The organism is Streptomyces sp. NPDC101191, assembly GCF_044767915.1.
Lineage (GTDB): Bacteria > Actinomycetota > Actinomycetes > Streptomycetales > Streptomycetaceae > Streptomyces.
Window position 1 is genome coordinate 916,706 of the sequence record NZ_JBIWOU010000002.1, and the last position, 17,827, is coordinate 934,532.

A 17,827-nucleotide genomic window follows, 5' to 3' on the forward strand; every position below is an offset into this window, starting at 1 on the left:
CCCGCTACAGCGCCCGGCGGGCAGCCGCGATCCGCTCGGGGTCCCAGCCGGGCCTCGGTACGGAGTCCAGGAGGAGCCGGGTGTACGGGTGCCGGGGTGCGGCGAGCACCTCGGCGGTGGCCCCGGCCTCGAGGACGGCGCCGTGCCGCATCACGACGACCTCGTCGGTGACGCAGCGGACCACGCCGAGGTCGTGGGTGATGAACAGGTAGCCGATCGAGGTCTGTTCCCGGATGTCCGCGAGCAGGTTCAGGATCTGCGCCTGCACCGACACGTCGAGGGCCGCGACCGCCTCGTCCAGCACGAGCACGGCCGGCTCCACGGCCAGGGCCCGCGCGATGGCCACGCGTTGGCGCTGTCCGCCGGAGAGCTGACGCGGCAGCGCCTCGGCGGCGTGCGTCCCGAGGCCGACCTGGTCGAGCAGTTCCCGGATCCGTCCGGTGTGGTCCCGGTCCGGGAAATGCAGGCGCAGGGTCTCCCGCAGGGCCGCCTCGACGCTCGTCCGCGGGTCGAGCGACAGGAGCGGGTCCTGGAAGACCATCTGGACCTCGCGGGCGCGGGCGAGCCGGTGTGCCCGGCCCCGGCCCCTCACGGTCCGGGACCGGCCGCGGACGAGGACCTCGCCCTCGTCCGCCCGCTCCAGGCCGACGACGATCCGGGCCGTGGTGGTCTTGCCGGAGCCGGACTCGCCCACGATGCCCAGGGACCCGCCGGGCGGCAGGGCGAAGGACACGTCGTCCACGGCCCGTACGGCCCCGAAGGTCCTGCGCAGTCCCTTGACCACCAGGACGTTCTCGGCGGTCCCGGCGCTCTCGCCGTGCCGCACGTTCTCGACGATCTCGGCGTTCTCAGGCATCGACCGCCGTCCTTCCGAGCCGGTCACTGTGGTGGCAGGCCGCCAGGTGTTCGGGAAGGCCCGGGGCGGGGAGCGGCGGCGGGGCCTGCCGGTCGCACAGCTCGGTGGCCAGCGCGCAGCGGGCGGCGAAGGCGCACCCGGTCAGCGCCACCCGGAGGTCGGGCGGATGGCCGTCGATCGCGGCGAGCCGGCCCCCGGGGTCCTCCATGCGCGGGGTGGACGCGAGAAGTGCCGCCGTATAGGGGTGCCGGGGGCGCTCGAAGATCTCGTCGGCGGGTCCGCTCTCGGCGATCCGTCCGGCGTACATCACGTACACGCGGTCGCTGATCGCCGCCGCGAGGTCGAGGTCGTGGGTGACGAAGAGCAGTCCGGTGCCGAAGCGCTCGCGCAGCCTGCCGAGCAGCGCGATGACCTCGGCCTGCGTGGTGACGTCCAGGGCGGTGGTGGGCTCGTCGGCGAGGAGCAGGGCCGGGTCGCCCATCAGCGCGGCGGCGATCATGACGCGTTGCAGCATGCCGCCGGACACCTGGCCGGGATACCTCGTCAGGGCGGAGGCCTCCAGGCCCACCGCCTCCAGGAGCTCGACGGCCCGGGCCCGTGCCTGAGCCGGCGTCATGGTCCTGGTCAGGCAGACGCTCTCGGTGAGGAAGTCCCCGATGCGCCGCAGCGGGTTGATGGCCGCCCGCGGGTCCTGGAAGATCATCGCCACGGTGCCCGTGCGCAGCGCGCGCAGCCGGTCGGCGTCCAGGGTGAGGACGTCGTGACCGTCGACGAGGACGGTCCCTTCGGTGACGGCCCCCGGCGGCAGCAGCCGCAGGGCGCTGCGCGAGGTGAGGCTCTTGCCCGAGCCGGACTCGCCGACGAGCGCGACGGTCTCGCCGACGGCGACGGTGAGGTCGATCCCGTCCAGGACGGGGCGCGCGGTACCGGGCAGGTCGATCCGGAGACCGCGTATCTCCAGTGCCGGCTGGTCGGATGTGTTCATCGGTCTCTCCTGGCGACGCGGTCGGCCCAGCGTTCCCCGGCCACGTTGAACGCGACCACCGTCAGGACGATGAGGACACAGGGCAGGATCGCGGACAGCGGGTAGCCGTGCTGGACGGCGGTCTGCCCGTCGAAGACCATGCGGCCCCAGTCGGGCGTGAGGGCCGGAACGCCGAGGCCCAGGAAGGACAGGCCGGCGAGGTCCATGAGGGCGTAGCCGAAGTTGATGGTGGACTGGGCGAGGACGACGGGGGCGATGTTGGGCAGGACGTGGCGCAGACAGATCTGGAGCGCGGAGTGGCCCTGGACCTGATAGGCGCTCACGTAGGGGCGTTCGCGCTCGGTGAGGACCAGGGAGCGCGTCAGCCGGCTGACATAGGGCAGGTAGGCGACGGCGAGCGCGATGACCGGCGCCGACAGTCCCTCGCCGTAGGTCGAGATGACGAGGATCGCCAGCAGCATGCCGGGGAAGGCGAAGACCAGCTCGGTGCCGCGGGAGAGGAGCGAGTCGAGCCAGCCGCCGCGCCAGGCCGCGGCCATGCCCACCACGATCCCCGCCACGGTGGAGAAGAGGACGACTCCCAGCGGGCCCAGCAGCGAGGTTCGGGCGCCGAGCAGCAGGCGCGACAGGGTGTCGCGGCCGGCCGCGTCCACGCCGAGCAGATGCTCGGCGGAGGGTCCGGCGAGCGCGTTGCCGAGGTCGACGGCGTTGGGGTCGTACGGCACGACGAGCGGGGCCAGCAGCGCTCCGGCCACGACGAGGACGACGAAGCCCACGCAGCACAGATGGAGGGGGGACCGCGCCGTACGGATCCTCGCGAGGCCGGGTCGGCGGGTGAGGACTGCGGTCATGCGGAGGACCTCCTCGATCCGAGGGTGATCCGCGGGTCGACCAGCGGCAGCAGGAGGTCGACGATGAGGTTCACGATCATGAACAGGGCGACGATGATCAGGGAGATGGCCTGGACCGTCGGGAAGTCCTTGGTGGAGGTGGACAGTTCCAGCAGCTGACCGATGCCGCCGATGCTGAAGGCGGTCTCCACGAGGATCGTGCAGACCAGCAGCGTCGAGACGATCAGGCCACCGGTGGTCAGGACGGTCCCCAGCGAGTTCCGGAACACGTGCCGGCGGATGACCTGACGCTCGGGGACGCCCCGGCTGCGGGCCACGGTGACGTGCTCGCTGTCGAGGGCCTCCAGCATGGCCGAACGGGTGACCCGCGCGAGCATGCCGATCAGGTACAGGGCGAGAGCGATCGCGGGGAGGGTGAGGTGCCGGACCTGGTCGAGGAAGCCCTCTCCCGCGCCCCCGCTCGGGAACCAGCCGAGCTTCACCGCGAACAGCGCCTGCAGGAGCACCGCGGCCACGAAGGAGGGGGTGCCGACGGCGAACGTGGTGGTGACCAGGACGGCGGAGTCGGTGGCCCCGCCGCGCACGGCCGCGATCCGGCCGAGCAGCAGACCGACGGCCACGACCACGACCAACGACATGGCGATCAGCAGCAGCGTCGTGGGCAGCCGGTCGGCCAGCAGCCGGGAGACGTCCGTTCGGTAGGTGATCGACCGCCCGAAGTCGCCCTGCACCATGTCCCCGAGCCAGCGCAAATAGCGGACGGAGAACGGGTCGTCCAGGTGGTACTGGGCGTTGATCGCGGCCAGCGCCTCGGGCGAGGCCGAGCGGCCCGAGAGCAGGAAGCTCGCGGGGCTGCCCGGCGCCAGGTACATCGCGCCGAAGACGACGAACGACGCGCACAGCAGGGTGGCGGTCATCTCCGCCAGCCTGCGTACGGCGAATCTCGTGAAGCTCACGGCGCGGCCCCCACGTCGGCGGCCCACGGGTAGTACATGTACGAGATCGTGGTCGGGGCGCCGGTGATCCTCTTGTTGAGGAAGACGGCGGTGGGCCACTCGGCGACGGGGATCCACAGCAGCTGCTCGGCGGCGTGCTTCTGCAGCTCCGCCTCGATCGCCAGGCGCTTGTCCGGGTCGTACTCGGCCGCGGCCCGCTCGATGCCCGCGTCGTACGTCCTGTCGCTGTAGCCCGCGAAGTTCAGGTACGCGCCCGTCCTGAAGTTCGTGAGCAGGTCCAGCGGGTCGGTGATCGAGTCGTAGTAGGTGAGCGGGAACATGTCGATGCCCTCGCGCGCCTCGGGGTCGGTGAACAGAGCCGTGAAGGCGTTGGGCGCGATGGTCTTGAGCCTGATGTCCAGACCGATCCGGGCCCCGGCGGCCTGGACGGCCGTGGCGAGGAGCGAGACGTCCTGGCCGATCGAGCTGGTGGCGACGGTGAGCGTCTTCCCGGTGGCGCCGGCCTCCTTGATCAGCGCCTTGGCCTTCTCGATGTCGGGCCGGACCGGCGGGAGGCCGCCGAGGGCGTTCTTCCGGGTCTGTTCCGAGGCGCCCGCCCAGGCCGCGCGGGTCGTGAGCGAGTGGGTGACGGTACCGGCCCCGCCGAGGCCGGCCGCGACGAATCCGGACCGGTCCAGCGCCAGGGACAGCGCGCGGCGGACCCGCAGGTCGCCGAGGGGGCCCTTCATGTCGGTGATGCTGACGTTGACCGTGCTGAGGCCCTCGCCGAAGTAGAGCTTGCCCACGCCGCTGTTCCTGAGGCGGTCGTAGCTCTCGGTCGGGATCAGGTAGCCGCCGTCGGCGTCACCGCTGAGCATGGCGTTGGTACGGGCGGAGGGGTCGGTCATGAAACGGAACAGGACCTTGCCCGACTTGGCCTTCCTGCCCCAGTAGCCGTCGAACCGGTCGAGCTCGACGGACTGTCCCTTGTTCCAGGTGCCCAGCTCGAACGGGCCGGTGCAGGCGAGGCCCCCGGTGGTGCCGTAGTCCTTGCCGGCCGCCTCGACCCCGGCCTGGGAGGCGACGACGCCGGCCGCGGTGGCCATGTACTGGGGGAACTGGGAGTCGGGCTTCCTGAGCTTGACGGTGACCTGGAGCGGACCGGTCTTCCTGACGGAGGCGACGTTCTGGAAGACCTGTGCCCATGCGGCGGCGTTGTCCGGGTCGGTCTGCCGGCCCAGGCTGAAGACCACGTCGTCGGCGGTCATCACCTTGCCGTCGTGGAAACGCACTCCGGGTCGCAGGTCGTAGACCCAGGTCGTGGCGTCGGGGCTCGACGCCTTCCGTGCGAGGCCGGGCTCGAGGGTGAGTCCGGGCGTCCAGCGCATCAGGCTCTCGCAGACATTGGACAGGATGGTGTTCTGCGGGTAGTCGAAGGCGACCGTGTAGTCGAGGGTGGGCGGCTCGGCGTAGACGGCCCAGCTGAAGGAGTCGATCTCGCCCCTCGCGGCGGGCGTACCCGGGGAGAGGGTCAGGCCACCGGAGCCGCTTCCGCCGCTCCTGGGCGGCCCCGAACAGGCCGCGACCAGGGCCGCGGAGGTCAGGAGGGCGGCCGCGGCGGCGAGGCGCCGGGCGGCCGGCCCGCCGCGCCGCCCGCCGGCGCGTCTCCTCCTGAGGGGTACGGGTGTGATCATCGTCGCGCTCTCTTTCCGTACGGGGTGTGCGTACGTGATGGGGGAGGCTGCCGGACCGGGGGGACGGTCCGGTAGGAGCGGGCGGGTCCGGTGCGGGTTACGCGCCCGGGCGGGCGACGGGGACCTGCTGCGTGATGCAGTGCACTCCCCCGCCGCCGAACGCGATCGCGGCGGCGCTCACGCCGACGACCTTGCGGCCCGGGTAGGCCGCGGCGATCACCGCGAGGGCTTCGTCGTCCTGGGGCACGCCGGCCACCGGGACGACGACGCCGCCGTTGGCGACGTAGTAGTTCAGGTAGGAGACCTCCACCTCGCGGCCGGCCACGTCCGCGTACGCGACCTGCGGGACGTCGACGATCTCGAAGGGCCGGCCCTCGGCGTCGGTCGAGACCTCCAGAACGGCGCGGTTGGCCCGCATCCGGGCGTAGTCGGGGTGCGCGGCGTCGTCGGGGAGGGACACGACGACCTTGCCGGGGGAGGCGAACGCGCACACACCGTCGACGTGACCGTCCGTCTCGGTGTCGAGCAGTCCGCCGTACGGAAGCCACACCACCTTCTCGACGCCCAGCTGGGCCTTCAGCTCGGCCTCGATCTCGTCCCGGTTCATGCCGGGATTCCGGTTGGGGTGCAGCAGACACTGCTCGGTCGTGATCAGGGTTCCCTCGCCGTCGACGGTGATCGCCCCGCCCTCCAGGATCATCCCGGACGGGATGCGCTCCACGGCGAGGTGCTCCAGGAGCAGGGCGCTGACGCGGTCGTCGGAGTCGTAGGGGTGGTGCTTGCGTCCCCAGGCGTTGAAGCGGAAGTCGACGCCGGCCCGGTGACCGTCGCCGTCGAGGACGAACAGCGGCGCGGAGTCGCGGAACCAGGAGTCGTCGAGGGGGAGCTCCACGACGGTGATCTCCGCGCCGCAGCGGGCCCGGGCGTCCTCGCCGTGGCCCGGCGGGGCGACCATCGTCACCGGCTCGAACTCGGCGATGGCCCGGGCGACGTTGGCGTACTCCTCCTTGACGTCGTTCAGCACGTCGCCCCACAGGTCGGATCGGGTGGGCCAGGCCATCAGGCAGCCCTCGTGCTCGGACCACTCGGCGGGCATACGGAATGCGGTCATCTGAGATCTCTCTTCTCTCGCCAGAGGTACAGGTCCGCGGTGGGCGCGTCGGCGCAAGGCCGAATCGAGCCGAGGACGGGTACGTGGTGGACTGGAATCTTCCTCTCGACTGAAAATTCAGTCAAGAGATGGGACAAGGTCGTTCACTCGCGGAATGGGAGAGGTGGGCAGGACCGGGGAGGTGTCATGGTTGCGTTCCCGCACCCCGAAGGGATGGCGACGGCGGCGAGTCGCGCACCGTCCTCACGGACGGCCTCGGCCTGGATCCCGGTGACCACACCCACCGCGCCGGGCAGCAGGCCGTCGGGGCCGAGGACCGAGGAGCGTCCGCACTCGAGGGCCTCGGCCCGGCGGACCCCGCCACAGGCCGCCTCACGGACGGATGTCCGCGACCAGCACGCTCGGTCGCCTCGGGGATGGCCTCACTCTGGCACTGACTGAAAAAACAGTCAAGGTTGGGAGCCCCGGGCTCGCCAAACGGTAGGGCCGGGTCCGCGGCAGGCCGCGGCAACCAGTCAGAAGGTGGGGGCGGGTCCGCGGCAGGCCTCGGCCGCCGTCAGAAGCCACCAGACGGTGGGGACGGATGGCGGCCGGTGACGCGGAGAGCCGCCACACCCGGGTTCAGCGAAGTCCGGCCAGCTCCGCGTCGATCGCGCCGCGCATCAGGGCACGCGCGTGGTCGATCTGGATCCCGCCGCCGAGCCAGCGCATGCTGAGCCCTTCCAGGAGAGCGGTGAGCCTCTCCCCCGCCGAGGCGAGCGCCGCCGCACTCGCCATGGGCTGCACCTGACCGAGCAGGGCCGCGACTTCCTGGGTCCAGATCAGCGTGGCCCTGGCCAGGTCCTCCCGCAGCAGCTCGTCGAAGACGGCGCTGGCCCGGAGTTCGCCCCAGGCCGCGCTGTTCTCCCTCACCTCGACGGTGTCCTGGAGCTCCAGGAGGAGCGTCTCCTCGAGTTCTTCCCGCGGGCTCAGCGGAGGCGCTCCCGGGTCCCGTTCCGTGGTGTAGCGCTCCGCGCGGTCGTTGATGTACTCCAGCGTGCGGCGCAGGATCCCCGAGCGGTCCTTGAAGTAGTAGTAGATGAGGGCCGTGGAGACCCCCGCCTCCCCGGCGAGCTCCTCCACGCGCAGCCCGCGGATGCCGCGTCGGGCGATCACCCGCGCAGCCGCTTCCAGGATCTGATCACTGCGGGACGCCATGCCCGCACTCTACCGGGCCCCTTTCGGCACCCATCCGCCCCGTCACCGGCAGGGCCCGGCACCCGGGCGGCTGGGCGGCTGCGCGGCCGGGCGGCTGGGCGGCGGGGCGGCCGGGCGGCTGCGCGGCTGGGCGGCGGGGCGGCTGCGCGGACGAGTGCCCGGCGGTTCATCCCTCGCGGCGGTGCTGCTCCAGAGCGATCGTGACGGCGCCCCCCTCCGGAGCCACCTCGACCAGGCGGGCGAGCACGATCTCCTTCCGGTCCGCGCTGCGCACACAGAAGGGGCGTTCGCCGGCGAGCTCGGCGAAGGGCAGTGCCGTCACCGGCCGCCTCTCGATCCCGCGCACGCAGTCGGCCACGCCCAGCTCGTCCCCGGTCGCGACGAAGGCGTCGCTCTCCTCGGGCAGGACGAACGAGTCGGCGCCGCGGGCGAGGTACCAGGACGCCGTGTCCGCGGGGACGACCTTGCCCGCTCCGAGGTCGAACTCGTAGGAGGTGTCGGGCGAGGTCAGTTCGACGTTCGCGTAACCGGGTGCGTAGGGGACCGCCGTTCCGGCAGGGGGCGAGGCGGGGCCGGACGGCCCGACGGTGACGGTCGGGGGAGCCGACGGCGATCGTCCGGCGTCCGGCGACTCCGGCTCGCCCTCCGGGTAGTCGAGGTAGTAGACCGCCGCCCCGCCCAGCAGCAGCGCGACGAGCACGAGAAGGGCGACGAGCGGCCCGCGCGTGCCCGGTCGGCTCGACCTGCGCGACGGCGACGGCGACCGCGGCGCCGGCGCCGCGTCGGCGTCCTCGCCCGGGCGCGGGCCGGGGCCGCCGGCGGGAACCGGGCCCCCGAGGCCGACGGGGAGCACGGCCCGACGGCCGGGCGGCTCGTAGGGAAGCGCGGTCGCCGAGGCGGTGACGGTGGCCTGGACGTGCGTCGGCGCCCGGCCGGCGTCGTGCCGGGTGATCTCGTCGCCGACCTGGTGGGGCAGCCAGCCCTCGGCGAACTCGGGCCGCCCGCCGACCACGGGATGGGCGTGGACGGCAGCGATCAGTTCGCCGGTGGTCGGGCGGTCCTCGGGCCGCTTGGCCAGACAGCGCCCGAGCAGGTCGCGCAGCTCGGCCGGGACCCGGACGAGGTCGGGCCGCTCGTGCACCACTCGGTACAGGGCCGCGGACTCCGGCCCTTCGCCGAAGGGCGGCGCGCCGCATGCCACGTACACGGCGAGGGCGCCGAGGGCGAAGACGTCGGTCGCCGCGGTCGCCTGGAGGCCGAGTGCCTGCTCGGGTGCCATGAAGGCGGCGGTCCCGATCCGCAGCCCGGTCCCGGTCAGCGCGGCGGCGTCCGCCGCCCGCGCGATCCCGAAGTCGATCACCTTCGGGCCGTCGGCGGCCACCAGCACGTTGGCCGGCTTGAGGTCCCGGTGGACGACGCCCACCCCGTGGATTCCCTGGAGTGCCTCGGCGATGCCCGCCACGAGCAACAGCACCGTGCGGACGGGCAGCGGGCCGTGCCGCCGGACCACCTGCTGGAGGGTGGGCCCGGGGACGTAGGCCGTCGCCAGCCACGGCGTACGGGCGTCCACGCCGAAGTCGACCACCTGCGCGGTGAACAGCCCGTGGATCCGGGAGGCGCTGGCCACCTCCTGGGCGAAGCGCTCACGGAACTCGGGGTCCGCGGCGAACTCCTCGCGCACGGCCTTCAGGGCGATGGGACGCCCTCCCGGGGTGTAGGCCAGGTACACGACGCCCATGCCCCCGGCGCCCAGCCGGGCGTGGAGGCGGTAGCCACCTATCTCCCAGGGGTCGTCGGAGGACAGCGCCGTCGGGGCGGGCTGGACACCCGGAAGCTGAGCGGACATGTGAGGGCTCTTTCGGCGAGGTGGACGGGACTCACGCGGAGTGATGCGCTCCGCATCGTGGCCCTAACTAAAGTTTCAGTCAACATGAGACCATGGCTCACGCAGACCACAGAAGGGACCACGCGGTGACGGACCGCAGAGCGGCGATCCTGGAGGCGGCCGCCCGCCTCATCGCGCGGCGCGGGGTGCGCGGGCTCCGCATGGACGAGCTGGCGACCGAGGCCGGCGTGTCCACGGCCCTCGTCTACTACCACTTCAAGGACCGGGCCGGCATCCTGCGGCACACCCTGGGGTTCCTGACCGACCGGGCCCGGCGGTACAGCACCGCGCGGGACGGACACGAGCCGACCGAGCCCCTCGACAGCCTGGAGGAGAGCCTGCTTCTGGAGTTCCAGGACCGTGCCGACCTGCGGGAGAACGGCATCGCCTGGGGCGAGCTGCGCGCCGGCGCGATCTTCGAACCCGAACTGCGCGGGCCGGTGGCCGAGGCGGGCGGGTCCTGGATCCGCGAGGTCACGGACCTCCTCGCGCACGCCCGCCCGGCCGCCGCCGGCACGGACCTGGCCTCCTCCGCCGAGCGTCTGACCGCGCTCCGCGAGGGACTCAGCGCGCGTCACCTCAGCGGCGCGCTGCATCCGGAGCATGCCCGCACACTGATGAAGGAGGCGATCGCGATCGAGATCGCCCACCTGGACCAGGCTTCGCCCCCGGGCGTACGGCAGCACCCTCCGCCCCGAGAGTGCCTGAATCGACGGCCCCAGTGAATTTGACTGAAATTCCAGTCAGTGTCATCGTGCTGGACACGAGGCCGTGCCGCCTGATGCGGCTACCGGCGTCCGCGGCGCCGGCCAGGCACTCTTGTCCACAGGACGCGCATCGCGCCCTGCGCGCGTCTCCCCCTCGCGCCGCGGCCGGCCGCCTCCGTCCTGTCAGTCCATGATCGGAGCCCCACGTGACCTTCCTTCCCTCCCGACGCGCCGCCCTGCGCTCCCTCGCCGGAATCGGCGCGGTCGTCCTCGGCGGCTCCGCCTGCGGCCCCTCGGATCCCGGCCCGGCCGGCGCGGCGAGCAGCTCGGGCCCGGGCACCGGCAAGGGCGGGGAGCGCCGGCTGGGCGCCGAGTGGGAGAGCCACACCCGTACCTTCATGTCCTGGCCCGCCCTGGACTCCGTCTGGGCCGAGGACCTGCCGTATGTACGTGAGGACATCGCGCGGATCGCGCGGGCGGTGGCGGAGTACGAAGAGGTCGTCCTGATGGCCAGGCCGTCGCAGCTCAAGGCCGCGCAGCGGGCGTGCGGCTCCCAGGTCGAGGTGATCCCCCTGGAGGTCGACGACCTCTGGGCCCGCGACACGGTGCCGGTCTTCGTGGAGGAGGACGGCGAGGTCGTCGGCGTCGACTTCAACTTCAACGGCTGGGGCGACAAGCAGCAGCACGAGAACGACGCCCTGGTCGGCGAGACCCTGCTGGCGAAGTACCGGATCCCCCGCGTCGAGGCCCCGCTCGTCGCCGAGGGCGGCTCCTTCGAGACCGACGGCGAGGGCACCCTCCTCATCACCGAGAGCTCGATCGTCAACGACAACCGCAACCGCGGGAAGAGCCGGGACCAGATCGAGGACGAGCTCATCGAGACCCTCGGCGTGGACAAGGTGGTCTGGCTGGCGGGCGTCCGCGGCGAGGACATCACCGACGCCCACGTCGACAGCCTCGTCCGCTTCACCGCCCCCGGTGTGGTCCTGCTCGACCAGGCCTTCCCCGGCACACCCCCGGACTCGTGGTCGCGCTCCGCCGACCAGGCCCGCGCCGTGCTGAGCAAGGCCACCGACGCCCGCGGCCGCCGCTTCGAGATCGTCGACCTCCCCCAGCCCGACCTCGACAGGATCACCGGCGAGGGCGACGACTTCGTCTCCACGTACGCCAACTTCTACATCGCCAACGACGCGGTCTTCATGCCCAGGTTCGGCGACGCGAAGGCCGACAGCCGGGCGAAGAGCATCCTCCAGGAGCACTTCCCGAAGCGGGACGTCGTCCCGGTCCGGATCGACACCATCGCCTCCGGAGGCGGCGGCATCCACTGCTCCACCCACGACCAGCCCGGCAAGCCGGCCGCCTGACCTCACGCGACACATCGGAGCCGCCGCGTCCGTGTCCTCGGCCGGCCGTTCGGCACCCGGCAGGTACGACGTCAGGGCCATCGTCCGACGGGCGTCGACGTCATCTGAACTGAAAATTCAGTCAATCATGAGACACTGCTCGAACCGCAGGCGCTGCGGACGACCAGAGGGGGCGACATGACGACGGACCGCCGCACGGCAATCCTGGAAGGGGCCGCCCGCGTCATAGCCCGGCGGGGCGTCCGCGGACTGAGGGTGGAGGAGCTGGCGGCGGAGGCCGGGGTGTCGACCGCCCTGGTCTACTACCACTTCAAGGACCGGGCGGGCATCCTGCGCCACACGCTGGAGTTCATCAGCGACCGCGCCGAGCGCTACACCGCCGACGAGGAGGGACCCACGGGGCCGTTCGACCCACGCCAGGAGCTGGAGCGGTCCATGCTCCTCGAGTTCCAGGATCGCCCCGAGGTCCGCGAGAACAGCACGGCGTGGGGCGAACTGCGCGCCAGCGCGGTCTTCGAGCCGGAGCTCCGCTCGGAGTTGGCCCGCGCCGGACTGACCTGGGTCCACGAGGTCGCGGCGCTACTGGGACAGGCGTGCCCCCAGGTGCCCGCCCCGGTGCTCACGGCATCCGCGGAACGCCTGACGGCGCTCCTCGAAGGGCTCAGCACCCGCTGGCTGAGCGGCGCCCTGACCTCGGCCCGCGCCCGCGAGCTCATGCGGGACGCCGTCGCCGTCGAGATCGGCCACCTCGCGCGCCGGTGGGCCGTCCCCGAGGACGCCTCCTGGTACGGCGGGCACCCCTGAGGGGCGTCCGCCCTCCAGGCAACGACGGGGTCCGACGACAGGACCTAGGAACGGGTACCGGTGATGACGTAGTAGTCGAGGAGGCCCTGCTCCCAGGCGTGCCGGAAGTTCCTCGGCCAGGTGCCGGGCTTCCACTGGGCGGACAGCCAGTGGTCCCAACCGGGCCAGACCGAGGCGCCGATGGACTCGCAGCGCACGTCGGCCATCCCCGACCGGGCCAGGGCCTCGGTCAGTTCGGAGGGCGGGCGGGCGATGTCCAGACCGTCCGCGAAGGTGTCGAGCAGCTCGGCCAGCCGGGGGGCGGCCGCAGGGTCCGGGGCGAAGAAGCTGGTCACCGCGGCCCGCCCGCCGGGCCGTAGCACCCGGGCCGTCTCCGCCGCGAAGAGCGCCAGGTCGTCGAAGTGCTGGGCGGCCTCCACGCTGTAGACGAGGTCGAACTCGGCGTCCTCGAACGGCATCCGCTCGGCGGACCCGCGCACCAGCCGCAGCCGCTCGGAGCCGGCGCCGTCCAGCAGGCGCGCGTTCGCCCGGCGGGCCCGCTCCAGCTGCTGGGGGTGGATGTCCATCCCGGTGACCCGGGCGGGCCCGTACTCCTCCAGCGCCAGCGCACAGCCCACGCCCAGCCCGCACCCGACCTCCAGCAGCTCCGCCCCGCCGACGGGGCCCGCCGAGCCGAGCACCCGCCGGTAAAGGTCCTGCTGGCTGCGGATCCTGTCGTCCACGGTGGGCGGGCCGTCGAGGTCCTCGGGGCGCCAGTACCCGAAGTTGATGAAGCCGCCCGCGAAGACGGGAACGGCGCTGAGGTCGGCGGGGCCGTACGTCTCCTGTACAGCGGCCCGCATGCCGTCGGACCGGTCGGCCTGGGTCATGAGCACACCTCCGGGCCCAGTGTGTCGGGGTGGTGACGTTCTGTCGACGGCGCACCGGTGCCCGGCGCGTCGGACGTGCGCCACGTGCCGGCCGCCTCCCGGATCCACGAGGCCGCGGCTCGGCCGGATCCCGTCGGCCTTGGTGGCCGATTCCGGTACGAGATCGGGACGTTGCCGTCACGTCGCGGGGCTGGACCTCATGGCCGGGAAGTGGCTCAGTAGGAGCAGCCCCGTCGTCCCGGGCGGCTTCCGTGCCGACGCGGCCTGTTCCCATCGCGCAGCAGGTGACCACAGGGGGAGTTCGCGCCATGAGTGACGGCAGAGGTGAGCCGGACGTACCTCGTCCGGAGGACGACGCGGCGGCACACGCACACGGGACGAGCACGGATCCCTCGGCGGCGGACCGCCTCGGGGGCGAGCAGACGGCGAGCCCGTCCCACGGGACGACTCCGGGCCACGACGGCGGCTTCACCGACCCGGCCCCGGGCGGGGACGGCAGCGGCATCATCGTCCAGGGAGGGCGGACGGCTCACGGCCCCCAGGACCCGACGCGGGCGATCGGCCCCAAGCAGGACGACCCCCGCGCCATCGGACCCAAGCAAGACGACCCCCGCGCCATCGGACCCAAGCAAGACGACCCCCGCGCCATCGGACCCAAGCAAGACGACCCCCGGGCGGTGGGCCGCGGCATCATCGTGCAGGGTGGGCGTACCGGGCACCCGGGCACGATGGCGCGTCAGAAGCGGGACCGGAAGAAGATGAAGACCATGGCGCTCGTCATCGGGGGCGTCATGGTGGTCGCCGCGGGTGGGGCGATCGTGGGACGGCAGTGGGGTCATGACCCGGCCACCGTCCTGCCGCAGGCAGCGGCGACGCCCGCCGCCTCCGCTTCGGCCGAGCCGTCCGGCGCGGTCACCCCCACCCCGACGTCCGGTAGCGGCAGCCCGTCCCCCACCGCCGGCGAGAGCACTCCGGCCACGCAGGCGGACTCACCGACGCCCGCCGCCTCCGACCGGCCCACCCGAGGTGACAGCAGCCCCTCGCCGGTCCCCAGGACCCCTTCCGCGCGGCCGACCCGGTCGAGCCCGCCCGCTCCGGCTGCGGCGCCCGTGCTGTCCCTGGGACCGACCCGTGTCCAGGAGTACTGCGCGAACGGCGAGTGGCCGGACGCTCTGGTCATCCGGAACAGCGGCGGCGGCGAACTGAACTGGTCGGTCGGCCCGTTGCCTTCCGGGGTCACGCTCAGCACGGGCAGTGGGTCCCTTGCCGCCGACGCCTCGCAGGAGATCACGCTGGGCGGGCGCGCCGAGCAGCAGCCCGCGAACGGCAGGTTCACGATCGGCTTCTCCAGCAACGGCGGCAGCGGCCAGGTGACCGTCGTCTGCGCCTGACGGGAAACGGCGCCCCCGCCTGAGGCGTGGGCGCCGTCGCGTGTCCGCCGCGCCCTGTCGCCGCCGCCGCCCGCGTGCGCGGACCGCCGTCCTTCTCGTTCCGGCCCGCGGAAAATACCGGCGCGCCGATTCGACCGGTCCTGTTACGGTGACGCCGGCTCGCAGGGTGCGGGCCGTCTGACCGGGCCCGCGTGCCCCCAGGAAGAGTGTTTGATGCCCCGGACCGCGCCGAGCGCGCCTCGCCGCACCGCGTAACACCGTCCGTTCCCTCTCCGCCGTGTCGTGGAATCCGCGGCTGCGTGCCGCCCTCCCGCGTGGCGACCGGACGTGAGCCTCCGGTGCCTCGAACCGCCCGTACCCCCACGCCTTCCTGTCCTGCGCGTGGTGTGTCCGTGCGTCCTCGGTCGTCGAGACCGCTCGGCCTGCTCTTGCTGTCGTTTCCCTCTTCCCAGCAAGGAGCACCCGGGTGTCCAGCAACTCCGGCAACACCTCCGCTCGCCAGAGCGACCCGTACAACACCCTGAAGATCGGCACCTTCACCTGCGCGTGGTGCGGTCTGACCGTGTCGGCCGCCGCCGACGGCGGCCTCCGCGACCACTGTCCGTCCTGTCTCCACTCATTGCACGTCACCGACCACGTCGAAGGCGGGGCCACTGACTGCCACGGACGGATGTCGCCGATCGCGATCGCCGTGCTGCGCACCGGCGACTGGATGCTCGTCCACCGCTGCGTGCGCTGCGACGAGCTCACCTCGCACCCCGTGCGTTCTGACGACAACCAGCTCGTCCTGATGCGCATGGCCGTCCGTCCGCTCGCTCAGCCGCCGTTCCCGCTCGAAGCGCTCGGCGCGCTGTGACTCCGGGCCGTGAAGGAGAACGCTCACATGCCCCGACGCAACACCTCCCGCTCGCGGTCGGCGGACCGGCGCCGGCCGCAGCGCCACAAGGACGTGCTCCACGAGCAGGGCGAGGACCGCTCGCGTACCTTCCGGTGCGCCGGCTGCCGTCTGGACGTGCCCCTGGACGCACCGGGCACCGGACACCGGAACCACTGCCCGCAGTGCCTCGTCAGCCTGCACGTCGACGCCCGGATGCCGGGCGACCGCGCCTCCGCCTGCCGGGGACGCATGGAGCCGCTGTCGCTGTCCGCCCGGGCGGACGGGGAGTGGATGCTCATCCACCACTGCCTGAGCTGCGGCGAGCTCAGCGTCAACCGCATCGCCGGTGACGACAACCCGCTGCCCCTGCTGCGTCTGGCTCTCAGGCCGCTGAGGGAGAGGAGCACGCAGCTCGCCCACCGCGTGCTGCTGACGCTGTGAGCGCAGCGGGCCACGGGACCGTGGGCCCCCTCCACGGTCCCGTGGCCCGCACGCGCCGCGCGCGCCGGCGCACGTCCGTCGGCGCCCGCCCTCTCCAGGGTGCCCCCGCCCTCTGTCCGGCGTGCGGCGCCCCGGCCTAGGGTCCCTTCCATGGGTCACCCTGTGCGCACCGACGACGGCCGGCTCCTGGTGGCCGAGGAATGGGGGGACCCCGCGGGGACCCCGGTGATGCTCCTCCACGGGACACCCGGTACGCGCCTCGGCACCCTGCTGCCGGGGCTGGTCGAGGAGCACCCCGGGTTCCGGTTCCTGGCCTACGACCGGCCCGGCTACGGGGAGTCCGAACGCGCGCCGGGCCGCCGGGTCGGCGACGCGGCCGGGGACGCGGCCGCGGTCGCCGACGCGTTCGGCGTGGAACGGTTCGCGGTGGTCGGCCGGTCCGGTGGTGGCCCGCACGCGCTCGCGTGTGCGGCGCTGCTTCCGGACCGGGTCCGGGCGGCCGCCGTCCTGGTGGGGCTCGCGCCCCCGGACGCGGCCGGTCTGGACTGGCACGCGGACATGACCCCGTTCAACGTCCACGAGTACGGTCTGGCCCGCGCACATCTGGACGGGCGGGACCCCGGCGGGCTCGAACGGGATCTCGCCGCCCGCGCCGTCGCCGTGCGGCGGGACCCGGTGCGACTCCTCGACGACCTGGGCGCCGACCTCTCGCCCCACGACCGGCCGGTCGTGGCGGACCCCCGCGTCCGGACCGTGCTGCTGCGCACCTACCGGGAGGCGCTGCGGGTCTCGCACCACGGGTGGCTGGACGACTGCCTGGCCTTCGTGCGGCCGTGGGGCTTCGACGTCTCCTCCGTCACCGCGCCGGTGCTGCTGTGGCACGGTCTCGACGACGCCTTCTCACCGGTGGCGCACACCCGTTGGCTGGCCGGCCGCATCCCCGGCGCCGAGCCCGTCCTCGTACCCGACGCCGGTCACTTCGCCGCGCAGTACGCGCTGCCCGACGTGCTGCGCTGGCTGGACGGTCAGGTCACCGGACGCTGATACGAGGTCGAGCGGGCGCCCTTGAGGGCGTCGAGTATCCGCTCGTGGCTGTCCCCGACGACATCGACGACGCGGACCCTGAGGTGGAGCGCGTCGACCTCGTCGACGAAGCGCTGGGAGAAGGCACCGAGCATCGCCGTCTCGTACGAGCCGGTGCCCACCAGCGGGAAGTTCCCCATGGTGACCAGCTGGAAATCCTCGCCGACGGTGAGTCCGGCCCCGGTCAGCACGCCCGCCGCGCCCTGGACGTCCGTCCACGGGGAGACGACGGGCTGCTCCCCCTCGCCCCGCAGCACGACCTGGCACTCGTACGTCTCGACGACCACCGTGTGCGACCCGCCGTTGAGCAGCCCGACCTGCCACTCGGGAACGCCGCCCCGCAGGTGCCCGGTCTTCCAGTCCGCGCGCCAGCCGAGCAACGGCCTTACGGTGCGCGCGTACTGGGCCCGGGCGAGGACCGCACCGGCCGCGACGGCGAGCAGGCTGCCGAGCGGCTCCATGTCCAGCAGCTGCAGCCGCCACGGCCATTCGGCCCGTGCCGCCTCCGTCATGTTCGCCCGGACGATCTCCCAGCCGAGCACCGCCGTCAGGACGACGAGCAGCATGATCGGCACCGTGAAGAGCAACGGGCTGCGGCGCACCCGCCGTTGGGCATCCGATGCGAATCCCGGCCGACGACGCCTGAACCTGACCACTGCCACTCCCCCGGTTCGCGAACAAGGGTCCCCCGACCGCACGGACGGCCGGGGGACCTCGGCTGGGATCATGGTGCCCGAAGCGGGTGCGACCGACCAGGGGCCCGTCCTCGGGATCAGG

The 17,827-nt window shown here is 72.9% G+C and carries 17 protein-coding genes; 7 read left to right on the forward strand and 10 right to left on the reverse strand.

Features of this window, described 5'->3' with window-relative positions; all coding sequences use genetic code 11:
• Window positions 1–4 precede the first annotated feature (4 nt).
• The 8 genes from ACIRQF_RS11005 to ACIRQF_RS11040 form a co-directional block, all read right to left on the reverse strand.
• Window positions 5–856, reverse strand: coding sequence for an ABC transporter ATP-binding protein (locus tag ACIRQF_RS11005; RefSeq protein WP_404090928.1), 852 nt, complete (start codon window positions 854–856; stop codon window positions 5–7).
• Complete coding sequence (locus tag ACIRQF_RS11010; RefSeq protein ID WP_389759322.1) at window positions 849–1,841, reverse strand: ABC transporter ATP-binding protein; 993 nt, start codon at window positions 1,839–1,841, stop codon at window positions 849–851. Before ACIRQF_RS11010 ends, ACIRQF_RS11005 begins: the two co-directional genes overlap by 8 nt.
• Window positions 1,838–2,692: an ABC transporter permease gene (locus ACIRQF_RS11015; RefSeq protein WP_404090932.1), complete on the reverse strand. Its 855-nt coding sequence runs from the start codon at window positions 2,690–2,692 to the stop codon at window positions 1,838–1,840. Before ACIRQF_RS11015 ends, ACIRQF_RS11010 begins: the two co-directional genes overlap by 4 nt.
• A complete protein-coding gene (locus ACIRQF_RS11020) occupies window positions 2,689–3,648 on the reverse strand; it encodes an ABC transporter permease (protein WP_404090935.1) in 960 nt (319 codons plus the stop codon). The genes ACIRQF_RS11015 and ACIRQF_RS11020 overlap by 4 nt, the downstream gene beginning before the upstream one ends.
• Complete coding sequence (locus tag ACIRQF_RS11025; protein ID WP_404090938.1) at window positions 3,645–5,321, reverse strand: ABC transporter substrate-binding protein; 1,677 nt, start codon at window positions 5,319–5,321, stop codon at window positions 3,645–3,647. The genes ACIRQF_RS11020 and ACIRQF_RS11025 overlap by 4 nt, the downstream gene beginning before the upstream one ends.
• A 97-nt stretch (window positions 5,322–5,418) precedes the next feature.
• Entirely contained in the window at window positions 5,419–6,432 is a 1,014-nt protein-coding gene (locus tag ACIRQF_RS11030; protein WP_404090941.1) for an agmatine/peptidylarginine deiminase, read from the reverse strand.
• A 621-nt stretch (window positions 6,433–7,053) separates the two neighbouring features.
• Entirely contained in the window at window positions 7,054–7,629 is a 576-nt protein-coding gene (locus ACIRQF_RS11035; RefSeq protein WP_376636386.1) for a TetR/AcrR family transcriptional regulator, read from the reverse strand.
• Between the two features lie 166 nt (window positions 7,630–7,795).
• Complete coding sequence (locus ACIRQF_RS11040; RefSeq protein WP_404090944.1) at window positions 7,796–9,475, reverse strand: serine/threonine-protein kinase; 1,680 nt, start codon at window positions 9,473–9,475, stop codon at window positions 7,796–7,798.
• 92 nt (window positions 9,476–9,567) lie between these two features.
• Here ACIRQF_RS11040 and ACIRQF_RS11045 point away from each other — a divergent pair, with 92 nt between their 5' ends.
• From ACIRQF_RS11045 to ACIRQF_RS11055, 3 genes are all read left to right on the forward strand, one after another.
• Window positions 9,568–10,239, forward strand: a complete 672-nt coding sequence (locus tag ACIRQF_RS11045; RefSeq protein WP_404090947.1) for a TetR/AcrR family transcriptional regulator — start codon at window positions 9,568–9,570, stop codon at window positions 10,237–10,239.
• A 188-nt stretch (window positions 10,240–10,427) separates the two neighbouring features.
• Window positions 10,428–11,585 (forward strand): agmatine deiminase family protein, encoded by a 1,158-nt coding sequence (locus ACIRQF_RS11050; protein WP_404090950.1) that lies wholly within the window; start codon window positions 10,428–10,430, stop codon window positions 11,583–11,585.
• Between the two features lie 177 nt (window positions 11,586–11,762).
• The gene (locus ACIRQF_RS11055) at window positions 11,763–12,389 is read left to right on the forward strand and encodes a TetR/AcrR family transcriptional regulator (RefSeq protein WP_404090952.1); all 627 of its coding nucleotides are present in this window, start codon (window positions 11,763–11,765) and stop codon (window positions 12,387–12,389) included.
• 44 nt (window positions 12,390–12,433) lie between these two features.
• On the opposite strand, the gene ACIRQF_RS11060 is transcribed toward ACIRQF_RS11055, so the two are convergent.
• Window positions 12,434–13,258 (reverse strand): class I SAM-dependent methyltransferase, encoded by an 825-nt coding sequence (locus tag ACIRQF_RS11060; RefSeq protein WP_382480170.1) that lies wholly within the window; start codon window positions 13,256–13,258, stop codon window positions 12,434–12,436.
• A gap of 308 nt (window positions 13,259–13,566) precedes the next feature.
• On the opposite strand from ACIRQF_RS11060, the gene ACIRQF_RS11065 reads away from it, so the two are divergent.
• The 4 genes from ACIRQF_RS11065 (at window position 13,567) to ACIRQF_RS11080 (ending at window position 17,011) form a co-directional block, all read left to right on the forward strand.
• A complete protein-coding gene (locus ACIRQF_RS11065) occupies window positions 13,567–14,649 on the forward strand; it encodes a hypothetical protein (protein ID WP_404090956.1) in 1,083 nt (360 codons plus the stop codon).
• 466 nt (window positions 14,650–15,115) lie between these two features.
• Window positions 15,116–15,505 (forward strand): RNHCP domain-containing protein, encoded by a 390-nt coding sequence (locus ACIRQF_RS11070; protein ID WP_376636400.1) that lies wholly within the window; start codon window positions 15,116–15,118, stop codon window positions 15,503–15,505.
• 27 nt (window positions 15,506–15,532) lie between these two features.
• Window positions 15,533–15,967, forward strand: a complete 435-nt coding sequence (locus ACIRQF_RS11075; RefSeq protein ID WP_404090959.1) for an RNHCP domain-containing protein — start codon at window positions 15,533–15,535, stop codon at window positions 15,965–15,967.
• A gap of 150 nt (window positions 15,968–16,117) precedes the next feature.
• Window positions 16,118–17,011, forward strand: a complete 894-nt coding sequence (locus ACIRQF_RS11080; protein WP_376636404.1) for an alpha/beta fold hydrolase — start codon at window positions 16,118–16,120, stop codon at window positions 17,009–17,011.
• Here ACIRQF_RS11080 and ACIRQF_RS11085 read toward each other — a convergent pair.
• Entirely contained in the window at window positions 16,993–17,616 is a 624-nt protein-coding gene (locus tag ACIRQF_RS11085) for a hypothetical protein (protein ID WP_376636406.1), read from the reverse strand. The genes ACIRQF_RS11080 and ACIRQF_RS11085 overlap by 19 nt on opposite strands.
• Window positions 17,617–17,827 lie beyond the last annotated feature (211 nt).

What these genes read in the sequence shown, in the direction of transcription:
- ACIRQF_RS11005 (WP_404090928.1), bottom strand. Translation starts at nt 856, where the DNA reads ATGCCTGAGAACGCCGAGATCGTCGAGAACGTGCGGCACGGCGAGAGC.
- ACIRQF_RS11055 (WP_404090952.1), top strand. Translation starts at nt 11,763, where the DNA reads ATGACGACGGACCGCCGCACGGCAATCCTGGAAGGGGCCGCCCGCGTC.
- ACIRQF_RS11060 (WP_382480170.1), bottom strand. Translation starts at nt 13,258, where the DNA reads ATGACCCAGGCCGACCGGTCCGACGGCATGCGGGCCGCTGTACAGGAG.
- ACIRQF_RS11015 (WP_404090932.1), bottom strand. Translation starts at nt 2,692, where the DNA reads ATGACCGCAGTCCTCACCCGCCGACCCGGCCTCGCGAGGATCCGTACG.
- ACIRQF_RS11035 (WP_376636386.1), bottom strand. Translation starts at nt 7,629, where the DNA reads ATGGCGTCCCGCAGTGATCAGATCCTGGAAGCGGCTGCGCGGGTGATC.
- ACIRQF_RS11045 (WP_404090947.1), top strand. Translation starts at nt 9,568, where the DNA reads ATGGCTCACGCAGACCACAGAAGGGACCACGCGGTGACGGACCGCAGA.
- ACIRQF_RS11010 (WP_389759322.1), bottom strand. Translation starts at nt 1,841, where the DNA reads ATGAACACATCCGACCAGCCGGCACTGGAGATACGCGGTCTCCGGATC.
- ACIRQF_RS11085 (WP_376636406.1), bottom strand. Translation starts at nt 17,616, where the DNA reads ATGCTGCTCGTCGTCCTGACGGCGGTGCTCGGCTGGGAGATCGTCCGG.
- ACIRQF_RS11025 (WP_404090938.1), bottom strand. Translation starts at nt 5,321, where the DNA reads ATGATCACACCCGTACCCCTCAGGAGGAGACGCGCCGGCGGGCGGCGC.
- ACIRQF_RS11030 (WP_404090941.1), bottom strand. Translation starts at nt 6,432, where the DNA reads ATGACCGCATTCCGTATGCCCGCCGAGTGGTCCGAGCACGAGGGCTGC.
- ACIRQF_RS11065 (WP_404090956.1), top strand. Translation starts at nt 13,567, where the DNA reads ATGAGTGACGGCAGAGGTGAGCCGGACGTACCTCGTCCGGAGGACGAC.
- ACIRQF_RS11040 (WP_404090944.1), bottom strand. Translation starts at nt 9,475, where the DNA reads ATGTCCGCTCAGCTTCCGGGTGTCCAGCCCGCCCCGACGGCGCTGTCC.
- ACIRQF_RS11075 (WP_404090959.1), top strand. Translation starts at nt 15,533, where the DNA reads ATGCCCCGACGCAACACCTCCCGCTCGCGGTCGGCGGACCGGCGCCGG.
- ACIRQF_RS11080 (WP_376636404.1), top strand. Translation starts at nt 16,118, where the DNA reads ATGGGTCACCCTGTGCGCACCGACGACGGCCGGCTCCTGGTGGCCGAG.